Origin of the sequence: Microcoleus sp. B3-D7 (genome assembly GCF_036705305.1) — a bacterium.
Lineage (GTDB): Bacteria > Cyanobacteriota > Cyanobacteriia > Cyanobacteriales > Microcoleaceae > Microcoleus.
Map to the genome: position 1 here is coordinate 1 of NZ_JAUBUE010000039.1, position 16591 is coordinate 16591.

The 16591-nt window shown below is 44.2% G+C and carries 15 protein-coding genes; 7 read left to right on the top strand and 8 right to left on the bottom strand.

Annotated features, from left to right (window positions below; all coding sequences use genetic code 11):
* Positions 1–729: 729 nt before the first annotated feature.
* Positions 730–975: a nucleotidyltransferase family protein gene (locus tag QUB25_RS22230; RefSeq protein WP_445251978.1), complete on the top strand. Its 246-nt coding sequence runs from the start codon at positions 730–732 to the stop codon at positions 973–975.
* Here QUB25_RS22230 and QUB25_RS22235 read toward each other — a convergent pair.
* Positions 960–1904: an IS630 family transposase gene (locus QUB25_RS22235; RefSeq protein ID WP_333186177.1), complete on the bottom strand. Its 945-nt coding sequence runs from the start codon at positions 1902–1904 to the stop codon at positions 960–962. The genes QUB25_RS22230 and QUB25_RS22235 overlap by 16 nt on opposite strands.
* A gap of 149 nt (positions 1905–2053) precedes the next feature.
* Positions 2054–2251, bottom strand: coding sequence for an AraC family transcriptional regulator (locus tag QUB25_RS22240; protein ID WP_333186180.1), 198 nt, complete (start codon positions 2249–2251; stop codon positions 2054–2056).
* A 386-nt stretch (positions 2252–2637) separates the two neighbouring features.
* Between QUB25_RS22240 and QUB25_RS22245 the strand changes: the two genes are divergently transcribed.
* Together QUB25_RS22245 and QUB25_RS22250 are read left to right on the top strand one after the other, a co-directional pair.
* Positions 2638–3012 (top strand): DUF4342 domain-containing protein, encoded by a 375-nt coding sequence (locus tag QUB25_RS22245; protein WP_333186183.1) that lies wholly within the window; start codon positions 2638–2640, stop codon positions 3010–3012.
* A gap of 148 nt (positions 3013–3160) precedes the next feature.
* Positions 3161–4048 (top strand): GUN4 domain-containing protein, encoded by an 888-nt coding sequence (locus QUB25_RS22250; protein ID WP_333186185.1) that lies wholly within the window; start codon positions 3161–3163, stop codon positions 4046–4048.
* Between the two features lie 188 nt (positions 4049–4236).
* Here the strand turns inward: QUB25_RS22250 and QUB25_RS22255 are convergent, their stop codons facing one another.
* The 3 genes from QUB25_RS22255 to QUB25_RS22265 form a co-directional block, all read right to left on the bottom strand.
* A complete protein-coding gene (locus QUB25_RS22255) occupies positions 4237–5559 on the bottom strand; it encodes a serine hydrolase (RefSeq protein WP_333186188.1) in 1323 nt (440 codons plus the stop codon).
* Positions 5560–5850: 291 nt separating this feature from the next.
* The gene (locus QUB25_RS22260) at positions 5851–6183 is read right to left on the bottom strand and encodes a hypothetical protein (RefSeq protein WP_333186191.1); all 333 of its coding nucleotides are present in this window, start codon (positions 6181–6183) and stop codon (positions 5851–5853) included.
* A 40-nt stretch (positions 6184–6223) separates the two neighbouring features.
* Positions 6224–6397: a hypothetical protein gene (locus tag QUB25_RS22265; RefSeq protein ID WP_190659259.1), complete on the bottom strand. Its 174-nt coding sequence runs from the start codon at positions 6395–6397 to the stop codon at positions 6224–6226.
* Between the two features lie 276 nt (positions 6398–6673).
* Between QUB25_RS22265 and QUB25_RS22270 the strand changes: the two genes are divergently transcribed.
* Positions 6674–8539 (top strand): AAA-like domain-containing protein, encoded by a 1866-nt coding sequence (locus tag QUB25_RS22270; protein WP_333186193.1) that lies wholly within the window; start codon positions 6674–6676, stop codon positions 8537–8539.
* A 280-nt stretch (positions 8540–8819) separates the two neighbouring features.
* On the opposite strand, the gene QUB25_RS22275 is transcribed toward QUB25_RS22270, so the two are convergent.
* Both QUB25_RS22275 and QUB25_RS22280 read right to left on the bottom strand, forming a co-directional pair.
* On the bottom strand, positions 8820–9329 hold the full coding sequence (locus QUB25_RS22275; RefSeq protein WP_333186195.1) for an O-acetyl-ADP-ribose deacetylase: 510 nt from the start codon (positions 9327–9329) through the stop codon (positions 8820–8822).
* A 50-nt stretch (positions 9330–9379) separates the two neighbouring features.
* Positions 9380–10126, bottom strand: a complete 747-nt coding sequence (locus QUB25_RS22280; protein ID WP_333186198.1) for a 5-formyltetrahydrofolate cyclo-ligase — start codon at positions 10124–10126, stop codon at positions 9380–9382.
* A gap of 230 nt (positions 10127–10356) precedes the next feature.
* Between QUB25_RS22280 and QUB25_RS22285 the strand changes: the two genes are divergently transcribed.
* A complete protein-coding gene (locus QUB25_RS22285) occupies positions 10357–13134 on the top strand; it encodes an AAA-like domain-containing protein (protein ID WP_333186199.1) in 2778 nt (925 codons plus the stop codon).
* 72 nt (positions 13135–13206) lie between these two features.
* Here the strand turns inward: QUB25_RS22285 and QUB25_RS22290 are convergent, their stop codons facing one another.
* The gene (locus tag QUB25_RS22290; RefSeq protein ID WP_333186202.1) at positions 13207–13671 is read right to left on the bottom strand and encodes a COP23 domain-containing protein; all 465 of its coding nucleotides are present in this window, start codon (positions 13669–13671) and stop codon (positions 13207–13209) included.
* Between the two features lie 345 nt (positions 13672–14016).
* Here QUB25_RS22290 and QUB25_RS22295 point away from each other — a divergent pair, with 345 nt between their 5' ends.
* Complete coding sequence (locus tag QUB25_RS22295; RefSeq protein WP_333186205.1) at positions 14017–14514, top strand: HNH endonuclease; 498 nt, start codon at positions 14017–14019, stop codon at positions 14512–14514.
* 238 nt (positions 14515–14752) lie between these two features.
* Positions 14753–16027 carry a bifunctional oligoribonuclease/PAP phosphatase NrnA gene (locus QUB25_RS22300; protein WP_333186209.1) on the top strand — a complete coding sequence of 425 codons (1275 nt, stop codon included), beginning with the start codon at positions 14753–14755 and terminating at the stop codon, positions 16025–16027.
* Positions 16028–16591: the final 564 nt, after the last annotated feature.

A 16591-nucleotide genomic window follows, 5' to 3' on the forward strand; every position in this document is an offset into this window, starting at 1 on the left:
TTCGTTTTGGCATTCTTTATTTGATGGGGGTGGTGTTCCTCCCGATCATATCATGGTTAATCGACCGGACATGATATGACAGCCTTTGGCTTAGTTGCAGGTAGGTGGGAAGATAAGGAAAAAAGCTATGAAAAAGCTCAGAGATGAAATTAACGCGGTTCCTAACGTGGATATTTTAATTGAGTCAACAACGGGCTTTGAGAAAGATATTGCTAAATAGAGTGAAGATGAAAAAGCAGCAGTAATTCAAAAAATCAACGATGGCGCCAGCCTCTTCGCAACTCAAAAAGCTGATGTTTATCGTAAGCTGCGCCGTCTTCACCTACCGTCAAATATTAATGGCTATGAATCTTCACTGTACACACTAACGGTTTCTTGAACAATAAGGGTAATTTGGGCAGTTGACGAAGATCCAATTTTTTGGCAAGTTATTTTTACTCTTTTCCGAGTAGTCAAACACGATGATCTCGATTGAGCTGATCAGGGTGTAGCAGAGTCTTTATATCAAGATATGCTTCATGACAATCTAGAAGATGCCCAAATCTCCTAAGCTTATTTATGGCACAGACTATTACGCTCTGCGATGAATAGGGCATTATTTACGAAGCGATAAAGATTTTGCCAAAAGATTGAGGAGGCTGAATTAAAACCGCGATCGCCCTACCAATTGACCAAACCAACAACTTCTGCCAACAGTGGCAAATCCTCGAACTATCCCTCTTTGGTTCGATCCTTCGTGACGACTTTCATGCAGACAGCGACATCGATATCCTAGTTGCTTTTGCCCCCACAGCCAACTGGGGTCTACTCGATCGCGCCCAAATCCAGGAAGAACTCGAAGCACTGCTAAGTAGACGAGTCAATCTAATCAGTAAACGGGCGATCAATCGCAGTTCCAACTGGATTCGCCGTCAAGAAATTCTCTCTAACGCTCAAACTATCTACAGCACATTTCAGGTTTATGAGGTACAGTAGCAGCAGTTGGCAAACCAATTTCTTAGATGCTGAGGATTGAACAAGTCAAGGGCAGTTGCAATTAACGTATCAACCATTTTTGTTGTCCTAGGGGAAAACTGACGTAAAAAAGCTTTCAATTGTGACCACCAATGTTCAATTGGATTAAAGTCAGGAGAGTAAGGAGACAAATTAATAACACTTGCACCAACTGATTGAATTAAAGTTTCAATTGAAGCTATTTTGTGGGCAGGAACATTATCCATAACAACAACTGCACCCGACCATAACTTTGGGACTAAACATTCTTTTATAAAAACTTCAAAGGCATTTCCGTCCATCGAACCATTTAAAGTCATTACTGCTAAAACTTGTTTGAGGCTTACTGCCCCAATAACCGTAATCTTTGCTCCCCGATAAAATGGTTTTAAATCATATACTCTGGTTCCCTGATGACTCCGAGACTTGGGTCTTGTCAACCCTAGTAAAACGCCCATTTCATCTAAAAAGACTAGATTGTTAGGGTCTATGTTTTTAGCTTTTTCCCAGTACTCGCATCTCAATTTTTGAACTCTTTCTGTCGCTCCTTGGCTACTGCGTAAAGTCTTTTTTTTTAGGGTCAGCTTCTGTTTTTTTAATGCCCGACACATACTACTACTAACCCATTGACCGTGGGTTAGTCCCCAATATTCGCAGTATTCGGAGAGGGTGGCATCTGGATATTTTTCAACCATAGCCGCTAGCTGGGTTTCATATCCATCCAATTCACTTTTCATGCTTCCATCCTGCTGTTTTGGTTGTACATGACCTTGAGTTTTTTTCATCTCAATCAGTTTTTGTACGAAACTTTTGCTAAGATCAAATCTGGCAGCAACTTTTCTGATTGAGGTGTCCCCTTGCTCATAAGCTTTAATAATTTTTTCCCGGAAGTCGATGGAGTACGCTTTCATTGTCGTAGTTGATACACTAATTTTAGTGTACCTCATTTACCCGCAATCTGCTGTATGTCCAATAGCCGCGATCGCGTTTCCTTAATCGATGGCTCTTTTTATGCCAACAACTGCTTCTCCCGTTTTACCTGTTGGGCGATAGAATATTGTTAGGGAGATGTGCCGATCAACTGCTTCAACAGATGGCAGAAAGGAAATGGACTCATACCCAGCAATTGAGCTAAATCTGCAAGCTTAATATCTTGATTCAGATGTTCGTTGATGTACTCGGTTTGCGTTTCTGATTTTATTGTACTTCGCCAGTGCGATCGCGATCTCTGGGATGCTTTTGAGAACTGGCATTGCAAGCCATAGCTTGATTGTGCCTAGATAGCAATCACTTTTGAAGTCATTCTAGAAATATAAAGTTTTAACTTTAATAATTTTCCCTGAATTTAGTTCGCTTGGTTTCCAACTTAAAATTTCAATACACAGCAGCCACCTTGACAGGGCTGGCAGTACGCACCTTACTTGTATCTAAAGACAGGTTGTTTCAACAATATTATCTCTACCTTTCGGAAGAGATAAGCCCGCCCTGATATCACGCCACAAAAATAATGTTTTGAGTAAAAAGGCGGGGGTGGAAAGTACGAATGCAGATTGTAGGGTTTCCTTGCCTGTCATTCCCAAGTGCGATCGCCGAAGATAAGAGTATAGAAATTAAACGGCTGGTTTTCACCCGCCCTTACACAAAATGAACTCACAACTAGAACAACAAGTAACAATTCTACAAGACGAAACAGCAGCGGCCGGAAATTCAGCCAACCCAACAGTTGAAACTCATGTATTCGCCTCAGAATTTGCAACAGAGGAAAAAGTTAGAGTGGAAGAATTTAAGATTAGCGCCGACAGCCTAATTGGTAAAGTCAAAGAACTAATTCAGCAAGGAAAACTCCGCCGCCTCGTCATCAAAAACTCGCAAGGGCGGACTTTGGCAGACATTCCGCTGATGGCGGGATTGGTAGGCGGCGTTGCAGGATCAGTAGTCTTTCCAATTGCTGCTGTACTGGCTACAGTGGGGGCAGTTGTGGCTCATTTGACTGTAGCTGTCGAGCGCAAAGAGCAGTAGTGGATTTGTATAAAGCGAGGAAAGCGAAGCAATCTCAGAGTCTGGGATTGCTTCGCTTTCGCTTTTTAGGTATTAAAAATAATTGCGATCGCCACCTTATATATAAGCCTGTGCTAAACTGATGTCAAAATTTTAGAAAAGAATCGCGATGTCAATTCAACCCAGAGAATACGACGCCGTACTTGGCTCTAACAATACAGTAGTACCTACAGATGCTGTTTTAGGCGGAATAGAAGGAGTCAAGCGGCGAATTGCCATTGGAGACATTGAATCTAGAATCACTGCTCTTTCTCAAGCATTAAATTATGGAGAAGCGGGTTTAGATTTAGTTATTCAAGCGCTTCAAGATCGATCCAAACAAATCCAATGGTCTGCTTATGGATTACTTGCTCTAAAAGCCGAAACCAAAGTAGAACAAGCACTCCGATCTTTTTCATTAATTTCTGAGACAGGAATAGATTACACCTCGTTACAATATTTACTGGCAAGTCAAGAATGGGAAAAAGCAGACGAACAAACTCGCAAGCTGGTGCTGCAAGCTGCTAATCGATCGGACAACTGGTTGAGAAAAGAAGACATTCAATCTTTAGCTTGTGAAGATTTATTTATTATTGATAGACTTTGGACAATATACAGTCAGGGTCGTTTTGGCTTTAGCGTACAAAAACGCATTTGGGAAAGTTTGGGTTCGGAAAAACCGGATGGAACCAGATGCCAAGAGTTTAGCGATCGCGTAGGATGGCACAAGCAAAAAACTGAAACCGATAGCTACTACGATATCCTCAAACTATATACAATCAAAAGACGCGAGGATATTCCTTGCGGCTTGAATGCTCCTGAAGGAAACTTACCCAGTATTTGTGAGTTTGGTGGAGGTGAGCTGTTGTCGTGGTATGAATCCCCCGATACTGAATCTACTATGGGTTTTTACGGGGGTGGCGGCTATAGAAATAAATGGTCAAAAGACTCGTTTTTTGGGGCAGAAATGGTTGCTTGTTTTCTCAAACGCATCCAAGCTTGTCCGGAAATTCCTTAAGCCATAACTAATTAGTTGACTGGAGGCAGAGCCTCCTGAAATTCATTCCCCGGCAGAGCTTGGGAACGAGTCCAACGAGTCCACGAGTCCCATACTCTCCTTACCAGGCTCTGCCTGGTAACGCAGATCCAGAGGCTCTGCCTCGTGGCTTCTAACGAGTCAATCTTAAATTCTGCGATTGCTTAGCTTTAATTCGATGCTTTTGCTGACTCTCGATCTAAATAATTGTAAACAATCCGCGAAATTCGACGCACAAACTCTCTCACAATCGGGTCATTGTAAGGACGTTTAACAAAGATTGCCGCTAAATAACGCTTGCCGTTGGGCATATCAATAATTCCAGCATCGCCAACTACAAAGCCGATATCTCCGGTTTTATCAGCAATCACTGCTCCCGGCCCCAAGCCGGAAGGCAAAAGCGTTCTAGTTGTTGTGTGCCGCAGTAATTCTAAAGCTTGTTCCCGACTCGATTCAGAAACTAATTTATCGCGAGATAGCATCGCCAGCAACTTTACCATATCCACAGAACTTGTGGTATTTGTTCCTTGAAAATCGCCGAGCCAATTGCGAATTCTTGTATCAGTTAATCCCCAACTGCGAAAACGCTCGTTGAGTTTAGCAATTCCCCCCAAACGTTCAATAATCATGTTGGTGGCTGTATTGTCGCTGATGGTAATCATTTTATCTACGGTTTCTCTGATGCTAAACCGCGTGCCATTTGGTCTGTCTTGCATAGTTCCAGAACCGCTGGCAACTAAGTCGGACTTCATAACTAATGTTTCGTTTAGGCTAACTTTGCCCGCGTCTACATCTTGATAAAAAGCAATCAGAATTGGTAATTTGATGGTACTCGCGGCAGGAAATACTCGATCGCCTTTGATATCTAAATAGTTGCCTGTATCTAAATCCAGAAAAAACATTCCGGCGCTCAGGGATCTATACTGTTCGATCGCACTTTGGATTTGAGGCTTGATGGCTGTCATTTCCGAACCTGTTGACAGCCCCAAATCAGCCGAATAGTTTCTCTGATTTCCCGGCGAAACAGTGGGCGTAACTTGACCTGCTGCTTGTTCTATGCGGGTAATAGCTGTTGGGGTAAAAGACTCGTTGCCGGCTATTTGCTCGGGATTTGGCAACTGAAACGACCAGCGCGTGGCAGATTCTCTAATTACTCGGACTTTTTGGGGGTCTAGCTTATAACCGGGAGTTAATTGTATGACTAACCTGGTAGTTCCGGTGTCAAACTGCCCGACTCTAATTTGTTGAATAGCTGAGTTGTAACTTTGAGGACTTTCGGGATATTCCAAGACTATTCCCGGTAAATCAATTACTAAGCGGGTGGGATTGGCGATTAGTTTAACTTCCGGCTGAACTCCTGAATCTGTGGTTAAATTGAGCTGATTTCCCCTGGGATCGAAGTGCCAAGATGTTAGTGTATCAGCTTTTGCGGGCAGGGCGATCGAGAAAAGACTGAGGGCAGCCGGCAACAGCCATCGCAGTTTTAGAGTCATGTTTAAAGAGAAAGAGTTTAACGGCTGCAGCCAGAAAGCGACTGGAAAAACGTTATCAACCGCTTTCGAGACGAAGCACGTAGCATCATACAGTCAACTCTTGCCCGCAGCCGTAAAGTTTTTATTTTCTTTGGGAGTATTCCGTTTCCGTCACTCCTATCAAATCCGGTTCTATTACCCCTTTTTGTTCCAGTTTCGCGCAGGCCGACAAAACTTTGTACGCTGGCGGATTCTCTTGGCAGAATTCTTGTTTTGCAGGCACAAATTTTATTCACCTGAGATGAATTCAAGTTAGGCGACTTCTCGATTTCTAGCATCTTCGAGCGAGTCAATCGCGGCTTTTAGAAACACTTTTCCTTTAGCAACAAATCGGCGATCGCTCAAAGGATCGTAAGCTTCCCAATTACCGCTAACTTCGCGATCGCGCCACAAAAACCAGCAGCGGTAGATTTCCCCGCTATCTATATCATCGCACAAAGCCAGCCAATCATCCCCCGTGAGAGCGCTAGCATCTAATGCTACCAATTCCACCCATGCAAGTGCAGTGCAGGCATCGATCGCCTCAGCGTCAACGGAGTCAGATTTGGTAGCTATAGGTTGTGGCGAATACAGTGTAGACTTCATAATTTCTCCTTAATTCAATTAAATCAATCAATGAATTGCCCTATTTATGCAACTGACCCGGTACACCAAGTGGAAAAATTGTGTTTTGATAAATTTCTGGTTGGTCAAATTTACCAGCGGCTGATGCTTCTGTTAAATTATTAAGTGTATTAATTGTGAAAATGGCGGCAGTTCCCAAAGCGGCCATTGCCAGTCTGTGTAAGATTTTGCTCATTTGGCTGCTCCTTTTTTGCTTGGTGTATCTACTCTAAAAAGTTAAGTGGTGATTAGCGGCGGAGATTGGGGAGTTAAGAAAAACTTTTTCTCCTCAAATATATTCAACTGTTGAAGCCGTTATCAGGACAGAGTTTGAGGAGTCGATCGCCCCAAAAACCTCTCCAAGTAAAATCCCTTAAATTCCGGCTGGCTGATTATCTTCCTTAAAATCGCCCAAAATAGGAACTTAAGGCGTTAAAATTTCTAGATTCGTTCCCCTTTCACTGCAAGCGAAGTGCTCAAGTCAAAACGCGATCGCGGTCGCATTCTCACTGCCTCTGGCTTAAAGAAACTTAACGAGGCGCTCCAAGAATGGTCTGACCGAAATAATATTAGAGGTACTCTGACTGAAATCGAGGCTGAATCTGGCGTTGGTGCCGATACAGTCAGCAAAATTAAGCAGGGTAGAGAAGGTGCGGATTTGAGTAAAATTCGACAGTTGTTCGCGGCTTTTGAAATGACTCTGGCTGCTAGCGACCACCGATCGGCTAAACTAGAGGAACCGGAAAATTTAGACGAGCTGGACAATTCGCCGGCCCCGGAAGATACAGCCAGCAGCAGAATTGTTAAAGTATTTGTCAGTTATCGCAGCGCCGAACCCGATCGCGAGTTAGGAAAACAGTTGGAAATAGCCTTAAGCGCGATCGGCCATACAGTTTTTACAGCAGAAAATAACATTAGATTGGGAGATAATTGGTTCGACCGCATTAATCTCTTCCTGCAAGAATGCGATTATTTGCTGATACTTTTGCCGCCAACAGGAAACCAAAGCGAACTGCTAACATATCAAGTTCAGCAAGCAAAAGAACTGCAAGACTCCCGCCCTGACAGAAAACCAATAATTCTCCCCATCCGCGTCGGTTTTCCCCTGAACGCGCCTCTAAATCACGACTTGCGGGGCTATCTATACCGCATCAAACAGAGGGAATGGAAAACCACCGCCGACACTCCAATTATTATCGAAGAGGTTCTGAATTTACTAGGAGAACAACCCGCACCCGTCATAGAAGAAACGGAAGATTTAACACAAAAACAGCTATTAGAAATTAGCAGCGACGAAATACCTCTACCCGCCGCCGAACCTGAATTACCGGGAGGACAAGTCGATGTCGCTTCTCAATTTTATGTAGAACGCCCGCCCATCGAAGAACGCTGCTATCAAACTATTGTGCAGCCCAGCGCGTTAATTAGAATCAAAGCACCGAGACAAATGGGCAAAACTTCCTTGATGGCCCGAATTTTGCATCACGGAGCCCGTCAAGGCTATTGCACCGTGCCGCTAACTTTTCAGTTAGTAGATAAAGCCGTATTCGCCAACTTAGATAAATTCTTAAAGTGGTTTTGCGCTTACGTCGGCCGCGAGTTGCACTTACCCAATCAATTAGACGATTATTGGGACGAAATTTTCGGCAGCAAAGTCAACTGCAAAGACTACTTTGAAAAATACATTTTACCGCAAATCGACTGTCCTTTAATTTTAGGATTAGACGAGATCGATCGCGTTTTCCAATATCCCGACATTGCCGAAGACTTTTTAGGACTGCTGCGGGCGTGGCATGAAGAATCGAAGCGGCGGGACATCTGGAAAAAACTGCGATTAATTGTAGTTCACTCCACCGAAGTTTACATCCCGATGAACATCAATCAATCGCCTTTCAACGTCGGACTGCCCGTCGATTTACCGGAATTCAACCATCAGCAAGTACAAGATTTAGCAGCGCGGCACAACTTGAATTGGTCGGAGGCAGAAGTTGAGGAATTGATGGCAGTTGTCGGCGGACATCCGTATTTAGTGCGAGTTGCATTATATCACATTTCGCGATCGGGTTTGACACTCGATGAATTAAAAGAAACTGCGATCGCAGATGCGGGAATTTACAGCGACCATTTGCGCCGGCAGTTGTGGAATTTGGAAGAATATCCAGAGTTGACCCAGGGGATGAGAGAGATTGTGACTGCGGACTCTCCGGTGCCATTAAAGGCGATGCAGGCTTTTAAGTTGGACAGTTTGGGGTTGGTGAGATTGCAGGGGAACGAGTGCGTGCCGAGGTGCGAACTGTACCGACAATATTTTCGATCGCACTTGAGCGCGATCGTGTAAAATTTTGTGCGTAAGTGCGCTAAGTAATAATCAGGTGAATGATACCCATGAACGATATTTTTTTGATAACATCTGATAATTGGCTAGATTGGATAACCGTGTTTGGTTATCTAGGTTTTACAGCTTTCATTGCATGGCGCGTGTTCACCACAAAGTAGATATATCATCAACTTAGAGTCTTCTTCTGTCTTCCTTCGCGTCCTTTGCCCCTTCGGGGTTTGTTAAATAAATAGTAAAAAATGTAGATATTAAGACTAGGGTAAAACCCCAACTAAATTCACTACCTCAGACTGTAGTTAGATAGAATCCTCTCATAAATTTCATAATTCTCTCGATCGAAGCAGCAAAAAATTACTCTTTGAGAACCACCATTTTTTTGTATTTGTTCTGAGCATATTTTCACGGCAATCTCACCTGCTAGAGCCTTAGGATATTTGTAAATGCCGGTACTAATGCAAGGAAATGCCAAACTCTCTAACTCTCGATCTGTGGCGATTTGCATACACTTGCGGTAACACTCGGCCAGAAGTTCAGGTTCTCCATGATTGCCTCCCCGCCATACTGGCCCTACTGTATGGATGATGAAGCGCGCCGGCAAGTTATATCCTTTAGTTAGCTTAGCATCCCCAATCTTACATCCTCCAAGCAATCGGCACTCATGAACAAGTTCTGAACCTGCTGCTTTGTGTATTGCTCCATCTACTCCGCCACCCCCAAGTAAACTGGTATTTGCAGCATTCACGATTGCATCAACTTCCAGTTTTGTGATGTCGCCCAAAATAACTTTCATATTTTTTGGAATAGTAAACTATAGGCAAGTTTACCAAAGAAACTCGTTATCTAGTCTTGCTCTCTCAACTTTCGCAAAATCGGAATTTGTTCCAACTGTTCCGGCCGTATACTATCCCAGTTTAAGCCAATTGGACGCGGATAACTTGTATTAGTCTCAATTACATCCTCAGCAGTAACAATCCAATTCAGCGCCCAATCGTGAGCCTGCATTGGCAAACGCGAATCGGCGACTATTTGCAAAGGATGCACTGTTGTTACAATTGGCGTATCGATTTGTACTAACCCGAATTCCTGCAACATAGCCAATTCCAAATCGGCAAATCCTGCACCTTTCCCGGTTCTTCCACCGCCCGGCCCTGCTGCTACGCAGCCGACTATTACTAAATCAATTGGCTCCATTTCTGCAAAACTTACCAATTTTCCGCAAGCGAGTGCTTTGCGGGCGATCGCACTTTCGGCAATTGATAGATTTTGCCGCTGCAAATCTTCAGCATTTAACTCTACAAAACAGCGATCGTCTGTTAATCGCGGTACTGCCATATACAGGCGTTTTCCATCTTGCAAAGCTCGCATCCGCACCGGAATTTGGGGCGAATCTGGATTGCACTTAATCGTTTTTGCTTGTTGCCATATTGGTAAATTTGCCAATCTTTCGGCAGCCAACTCAGCACCGACAAAGTTGGGAATATGACCGAACGGATCGCCAATAGATGCAGCTTGATGCTTCAGCAAAGACCCAATTTCAGCTCTTAACTTGTCTTTGTCGTCGTTATATCCAGTCCAATCAGTTTTCATACTGTATTGTGTTACAATTTATTATCCAGAATTATGCTTTAATACCGCCTCACTTCTTCAGTCCGCGAAGGCAGACTTTGTTTGACTCTTGAGCGGTTTCAACCGCCGAATAACTGTATTGTGTTACAATTTATTATACAGAATTATGCTTTAATACCGCCTCACTTCTTCAGTCCGCGAAGGCGGACTTTGTTTGACTCTTGAGCGGTTTCAACCGCCGAATAACTTATATGAATTTTACCACAAAGCCCAGTTACTATCAAGTCGGTGGGAGTTTGGCAAATAACGCTCCCAATTATGTGAAGCGGCAAGCCGACGACGACCTTTATAACGGATTAAAAGCCGGGGAATTTTGCTATGTTTTGAATTCCCGGCAAATGGGCAAATCTAGCTTGCAGGTGCGGACAATTCAGCGGCTGAGAAATGAAGGAATTGCTTGTGCTGCGATCGACATTTCGGAAATTGGCAACCGCGGCGTCACTCCCGAACAGTGGTATGCTGGTTTGCTACGCATTCTCGAAAATAACTTTAACCTGTCGGATATTGTTAACGTGCGGACTTGGTGGCGCGATCGCAATTTTTTAACCCCGGTTCAAAGATTGAGCGAATTCATCGAAACCGTACTGTTACCCAACATTTCCAGCAATATTGTCATTTTTATTGACGAAATCGACAGCATTCTCGCCCTAGATTTTCCCGCCGACGATTTTTTAGCCTTAATTCGATCGTGCTACAACAAGCGCGCCAACAATTCAGAGTTCGATCGCCTAACTTGGGCCCTTTTAGGCGTAGCATCGCCGACGGATTTGTGCCGCGAGAAAAATGCCAGCAGCAATACCCCTTTTAATATTGGCAAGGCGATCGAATTAACTGGTTTTGACGAAACAGAAGCTCAACCGCTAGCAGCGGGGTTGGCAGAGCTCACAGATAGCCCTCATGAAGTTTTGAGAGAGGTTTTGTATTGGACGGGCGGGCAGCCTTTTTTGACTCAAAAGCTGTGCAAACTATTGTTGGAAAATGCCGAATTAATCCCGAATTTACCCCCCCCAGCACCCCCTTGCCAAGGGGGGGAGGAAGATGCAGCCGCCCCTTGCCAAGGTGGGGAAAAAGATAAAATTAACACTTCTAAAGAGTGGGTTGAAAAGGTAGTGCGCTTGAAAATAGTGGAGAATTGGGAATCTCAGGATGTCCCAGAACATTTGTCCACAATTCGCGATCGGCTTTTCAAAGAAAACCAGCGCATTGTCAGGAGACTGGGATTGTATCAGCAAATTTTAGAACAAACTGAAATTGTCCCCGATGGTAGTGCCGAACAAATGGAGTTGCGATTAAGCGGATTAATCGTTAAGCGCGGGGAAAAATTAACAATTTCTAATCCTATTTATGAAGCTGTATTTAACAAAGAATTAATTGAAGAAAAATTAGAAAAACTCTCGCCTTACTCGGAAGCGATCAAACTCTGGCTAAATTCTAGCTGTGAAGATGATTCCCAACTGTTGCGAGGAGATGATTTGCAGTCAGCATTAGTTTGGGCGGCAGGAAAAAGTTTGAGAAACGAAGATTTTCAGTTTTTGACTGCCAGCCAGAAAGTTATTTTGAGCGACCAAAATCAACTGCTGCATTCAGCTACACTAGAAACCAAGAAAGCAGTGTGCGATGCCGAAAAAGCTTGGAGTGAAGCTGACTCTGCCAAACAAAAAGCCAAACAGTGGATCGGCATCGGTTCTGCGGTACTGGCAGCATCGTTACTGGCGGCGATCGGCTTTTCAACTCTCGCTTACCAGCGGTTTAAACTAGCACAAGCAAGTATTGAAATCGAACAAAATGGCAGCGATGCTTTATTGTTGGCTGTTTCTCAAAAGACAGAAAATAGCGAAGCTTTATCAGAAGCTTTACTGAGGGCGATTGCCTCTGGGAAAAAGTTAAAAACCTTGGTGACAAACAAACCGCGCCTAGAACAATATCCTGCGACTATACCGCTGTTAGCCTTACAAGTCATCCTCGATAAAATTAGCGAAAAAGAGCAGATTGAAGCCTCATCTCTTCCACAAAGAAAGATGAAGTGGAAAGCTCATATCGGTGCAGTTACAAGTGTCAATTTTAGCCCAACTCGCCCAATTTTAGTAACCGCAGGAATAGATGATAAAGTTCGGATTTGGAACGTGTTTGGGCAAAAAATTGTTGAATGGAAAGCTTTGCAGCAGTCCGTTAATATGGTAAACTTTAGCCCTAACGGTAAGTTTTTAGCAACTGCAGGAAGAGACGGCACAGTTAAAATATGGAATTTATCAGGAAAAAATATTTCTACATTCAAAGAGATTCAAGGCTCAGTTACTAGCATCAGTTTTAGTCCCGACGGACTGTTGTTGGCGGCAGCAGGAATAGACAGCAATGCTGCAATTTGGAAATTGTCAAAACAGCCAAAATCAATATCGTCTAGCGTCGTGAAACTCCCTGGTCACAACGGCTTAGTGAGAAGCGTAACTTTTAGCCCAAACGGCGATTTTATAACGACTTTAGATGGCAACTCAACAGTGCGGATTTGGAATTGGTCGGGCAAGCTGAAAAAAACACTGCCTGTTCAAGCAATTGGGATCAGTTTCACTCCGGCTCAACACCCGTCTCGCTTTACTACAGTAACATTGAATGGCAAAGTTGGGCTGTGGAACCTGCCAGAAAAAGAATTAGTTAAGGAATTTCAAACCTTGCATTTTGATGCGAAATCAATTAGTTTTAGTCCCGACGGAGAACGGCTTGCTACAGTGGGAATTGACAAGACTGTACGGCTGTGGAATTTAGCGGGGCGGCAGGTTGCTCAATTTGAGTTCGAGGAGAATGTTGTTAGTGTCAGTTGGAGTCGAGACGGAAAGCAAATTGCTGTAGCTGGAAGCAACGGCACTGTCTGGTTGAGGCAGGTTGAAGGGTTAGAAGAATTGCTGAAGCAAAGCTGCAATTTTTTCACCACTCAACCGAAGTATTTTACCAGAGTTTCAACTATCTGCAAGTAGGGTGCATACATGACTTTAGCAAGTAGGACACGGCATTGCCATGTCCTACCAGTAGCTAATCAGTTATGACTATCAATTTACTTTAACAGGCGAAACACTTACATTAGGATTTGTAACTCTTTTTAAGAGTTCTTGTCTGGCTTGTTCTGGATTTTGACCTTTGGGTACTTGATATAATAATCTACAGGAACCATCTTGAGGATTAGCTGCACAAATAATTAGTTGACCGCTGGTCGATGCACCTGCTGTGACAATATTCTCCCAACTTCCTTGCGGTTGCGAGTTGTTGAGAATTCCTGAGACTCTGGTACACCGAGTAATCGCATCTTCTCCTGATTCATTGAAATAGTTATCAGCTAGCCACAAAATAACGGGAATATTTTTGCCTTGTTGGACAGCAATTGTAGCTGGGCGGCCGCCAGCAGCGCCGCAAAAGAATGAAGGCGCTTGGGCAAAGGCTGGACTGTTTGCTAAAATCGAACCAGCAAGGGCAATAATTGACGCGTTAAAAGCAGACTTTAAGAGCCGAAATTTCATGAGCAGTAATAAGCTTTTTCATTTAAGGTTACTAATAGTCTAAAAAGTTAAGCTGTTTGTTGCCGGGAAGATTAGGCATTTAGAGAAAAAAATAAAATTTATTTTGCCAATTTTTGCCGATCGCACGCACTGGCCTCATCTACGCCAAAACTCAGGGAACAATGCTCGCTGAGAAACACGGACGGCAGAAAATAGGTGCAGCCACAGGGGGCGCAGGCGCAAAGGAATAGGGTAAAGGTGCGGTTTTTCAGCGTTTTTTGCTGAGCCTCGCTCTTGCTGAAGCCGTCCCACCTAAAGTGGAACCTGTGTTAATATCGAAAAAAATATTCTCTTTAATAATCAACAATGGGCAATGTTCTGGTGCTGAACGCCTCCTACGAACCCCTTAACATCACCAATTGGCGAAGGGCGGTAGTTTTGTTGCTGAAAGGAAAAGCAGAACAGGTAGAACACAACGGGAAATTTATTGCGCCAAACTTCCCGCTACCAACTGTGATCCGACTGCGGCATTATGTCCGAGTTCCCTATAAGGATATTCCGCTGACCCGCCGGAACATCTTGCACCGGGATGCACACTCTTGTCAATACTGCAGTTATACGGGGGAGGATTTAACCCTCGATCATGTAATTCCCCGATCGCGCGGGGGAGGGGACAGTTGGGAAAACCTCGTCACCGCTTGCGTGCGCTGCAATGTCAATAAAGGCAGCCGCACGCCGAAAGAAGCGGGAATGTCGCTGCGCTATCCGCCTAGGAAACCTCACAGCGGTCTTTATTTTGAAGTCACTAAACACGTTAAGAGCGGTATGCACAAAGAATGGCAAAAATATGTAATAGGCCTTTAAAACCCCTGTCAGCGCAAGCGCGGGGGTTTTTTGCGGGAGTTATTAGTTATGAGATTGCTTGGTTCCTGGCAACACACACTCTCTGCATGATTTAAAAAAGTAAACAGAAAATTTACGCTCTTAAATCAGGTTTGTCGTAAAAAGTATGGGCTTTGACAAACAGGCATCTACAAAGAAGCCGGGTTTAAGATCGAATGTCGTGCAAATCCTGAAATAGTTAAATTGTTAATTTTCAAAGATGAAAGACCATCTCCCTAACAATTCCGATGAAACATCCGGCAACCGCGAAGGTGAACTTGAGGCCAGCAGCGAGGCTGTACCCGGAGTGAGTGCGCCTGGGAAACGGCGCAGCAAAGCCGAAGTTGCTTCTGAAGAGAATCGCGGCCGTCTCCGCGAGGAATTGCACGATCGCAAAGTCGAGCAATTGCGCCAAATGTTTGATCGGCACAAAGGCACTCGCCAGTTAATCTTGCTGCAAGATTTTCCAGATCCCGACGCACTTTCAAGCGCTTGGACTTACAAATTAATTGCCGAACAGTACGATATCCAATGCGAGATTATCTACGCCGGCGCCCTCAGCCACCAAGAAAACATTGCCTTAGTTAAATTGACAGGGTTGCCGTTGCAGCGGTGGACCCTGGAAACAGTAAAAACTAAGGATTTGTCGGTGTTTCAGGGCTGCGCTTTCATCGACAACCAAGGGACGACTTGTAGCTTAACCCAGTTTATTTTAGCCGCTGGAGTTCCGATCGCCGCCGTCATCGACCATCACAATTTGCAGGGGGAAATGAACGCAGAATTTATCGATTTGCGCCCTCAAATCCGCGCTACAGCCACGATTTTTGCCGAGTATTTACAGTCTGGACTGTTAACTCTCGACGCCAGCGTCAGTCTCCACATCAAGTGCGCTACAGCTTTGATGCACGGTTTGCGATCGGATACGATCGCCCTCAGACAAGCTCAGGAGGAAGACTTTTTAGCTGCGGCTTATTTGAGCCGATTTTACGACCCCCAGTTGCTGAATGCGGTGTTGCAGTCGTCTCGTTCTAAGTGGGTGATGGACGCGATCGAGCGATCGCTCAAACACCGCACGGTCCAGAACAATTTTTCGATTGCCGGCATCGGCTACCTCCGCTATGACGATCGCGATTCTATTCCCCAAGCGGCGGACTTTTTAGTAACAGAAGAGAACGTACACACAGCCGTTGTCTACGCAATTGTTCACGACAAAGACGAAGAAATTGAAGTAGTAATTGGCTCGCTGCGAACTAATAAACTTACTCTCGACCCCGACGAATTCATTAAAGAAGCCTTCGGTCAAGATGCTCAAGGACGCTTTTTTGGTGGCGGCAGAAGTCAAGCAGGAGGTTTTGAAATTCCGGTGGGATTTCTTTCTGGTGGGAATGAGAAGAGCGATTATGCAAGGCTAAAATGGGAAGTATTTGATGCTCAGATTAAGCAAAAATTGCTTAATTTAATTAGTCCTAAAGATAATCCTGTTTACGACCATTAACTCGGGAGTTTCTAGGTGCGGTGTTGATTCCAGCAACCGTCTGGGAAAGCGATCGCTTTTCGACCTCCGGTTGCTACCAGGTTTTGCCGTATTTTTTTATCATTCCGAGCAAAATCTTAACTTGGCAATCAGTCCTGCCCGCACTCCAACTCTCATCAACCGGGTTTTTTAACTCTTATTGAGGGTTTGAACTCACGCCCAGTCCACCTCTGTCATGAACAGGCTTTCCGGCCTGTTCCACAAAAATTAAATTTTCTTGTGGGGAGTAGGGGTTGGGCAGGAAAACCCGCGCATAAAAAGCTTATTGAAAATGGTGCAAGATGTCAGTTTGAACGAAGTAAAGGGGTTGAAAAACCCGGTTTATCCCTCTAGGACTAACAGTAATAAATTTTCTCCTCTGGCCCAAAAATACACACCCAAGAAACCGGGTATTTTAACTATTGTCAAGGGATGCAACGAAGTATATTCGTAAAAAAGCCAGGTATGGGGAAAAATTTAGTTTGCTTTAGTTTACTAAACTTCACAACATAATTCTTAAATTATAACTCTTTTACTGGGTTAATT

What these genes read in the sequence shown, in the direction of transcription:
- QUB25_RS22290 (WP_333186202.1), bottom strand. Translation starts at nt 13,671, where the DNA reads ATGAAATTTCGGCTCTTAAAGTCTGCTTTTAACGCGTCAATTATTGCC.
- QUB25_RS22285 (WP_333186199.1), top strand. Translation starts at nt 10,357, where the DNA reads ATGAATTTTACCACAAAGCCCAGTTACTATCAAGTCGGTGGGAGTTTG.
- QUB25_RS22250 (WP_333186185.1), top strand. Translation starts at nt 3,161, where the DNA reads ATGTCAATTCAACCCAGAGAATACGACGCCGTACTTGGCTCTAACAAT.
- QUB25_RS22260 (WP_333186191.1), bottom strand. Translation starts at nt 6,183, where the DNA reads ATGAAGTCTACACTGTATTCGCCACAACCTATAGCTACCAAATCTGAC.
- QUB25_RS22235 (WP_333186177.1), bottom strand. Translation starts at nt 1,904, where the DNA reads ATGAAAGCGTACTCCATCGACTTCCGGGAAAAAATTATTAAAGCTTAT.
- QUB25_RS22300 (WP_333186209.1), top strand. Translation starts at nt 14,753, where the DNA reads ATGAAAGACCATCTCCCTAACAATTCCGATGAAACATCCGGCAACCGC.
- QUB25_RS22245 (WP_333186183.1), top strand. Translation starts at nt 2,638, where the DNA reads ATGAACTCACAACTAGAACAACAAGTAACAATTCTACAAGACGAAACA.
- QUB25_RS22280 (WP_333186198.1), bottom strand. Translation starts at nt 10,126, where the DNA reads ATGAAAACTGATTGGACTGGATATAACGACGACAAAGACAAGTTAAGA.
- QUB25_RS22295 (WP_333186205.1), top strand. Translation starts at nt 14,017, where the DNA reads ATGGGCAATGTTCTGGTGCTGAACGCCTCCTACGAACCCCTTAACATC.
- QUB25_RS22265 (WP_190659259.1), bottom strand. Translation starts at nt 6,397, where the DNA reads ATGAGCAAAATCTTACACAGACTGGCAATGGCCGCTTTGGGAACTGCC.
- QUB25_RS22275 (WP_333186195.1), bottom strand. Translation starts at nt 9,329, where the DNA reads ATGAAAGTTATTTTGGGCGACATCACAAAACTGGAAGTTGATGCAATC.
- QUB25_RS22255 (WP_333186188.1), bottom strand. Translation starts at nt 5,559, where the DNA reads ATGACTCTAAAACTGCGATGGCTGTTGCCGGCTGCCCTCAGTCTTTTC.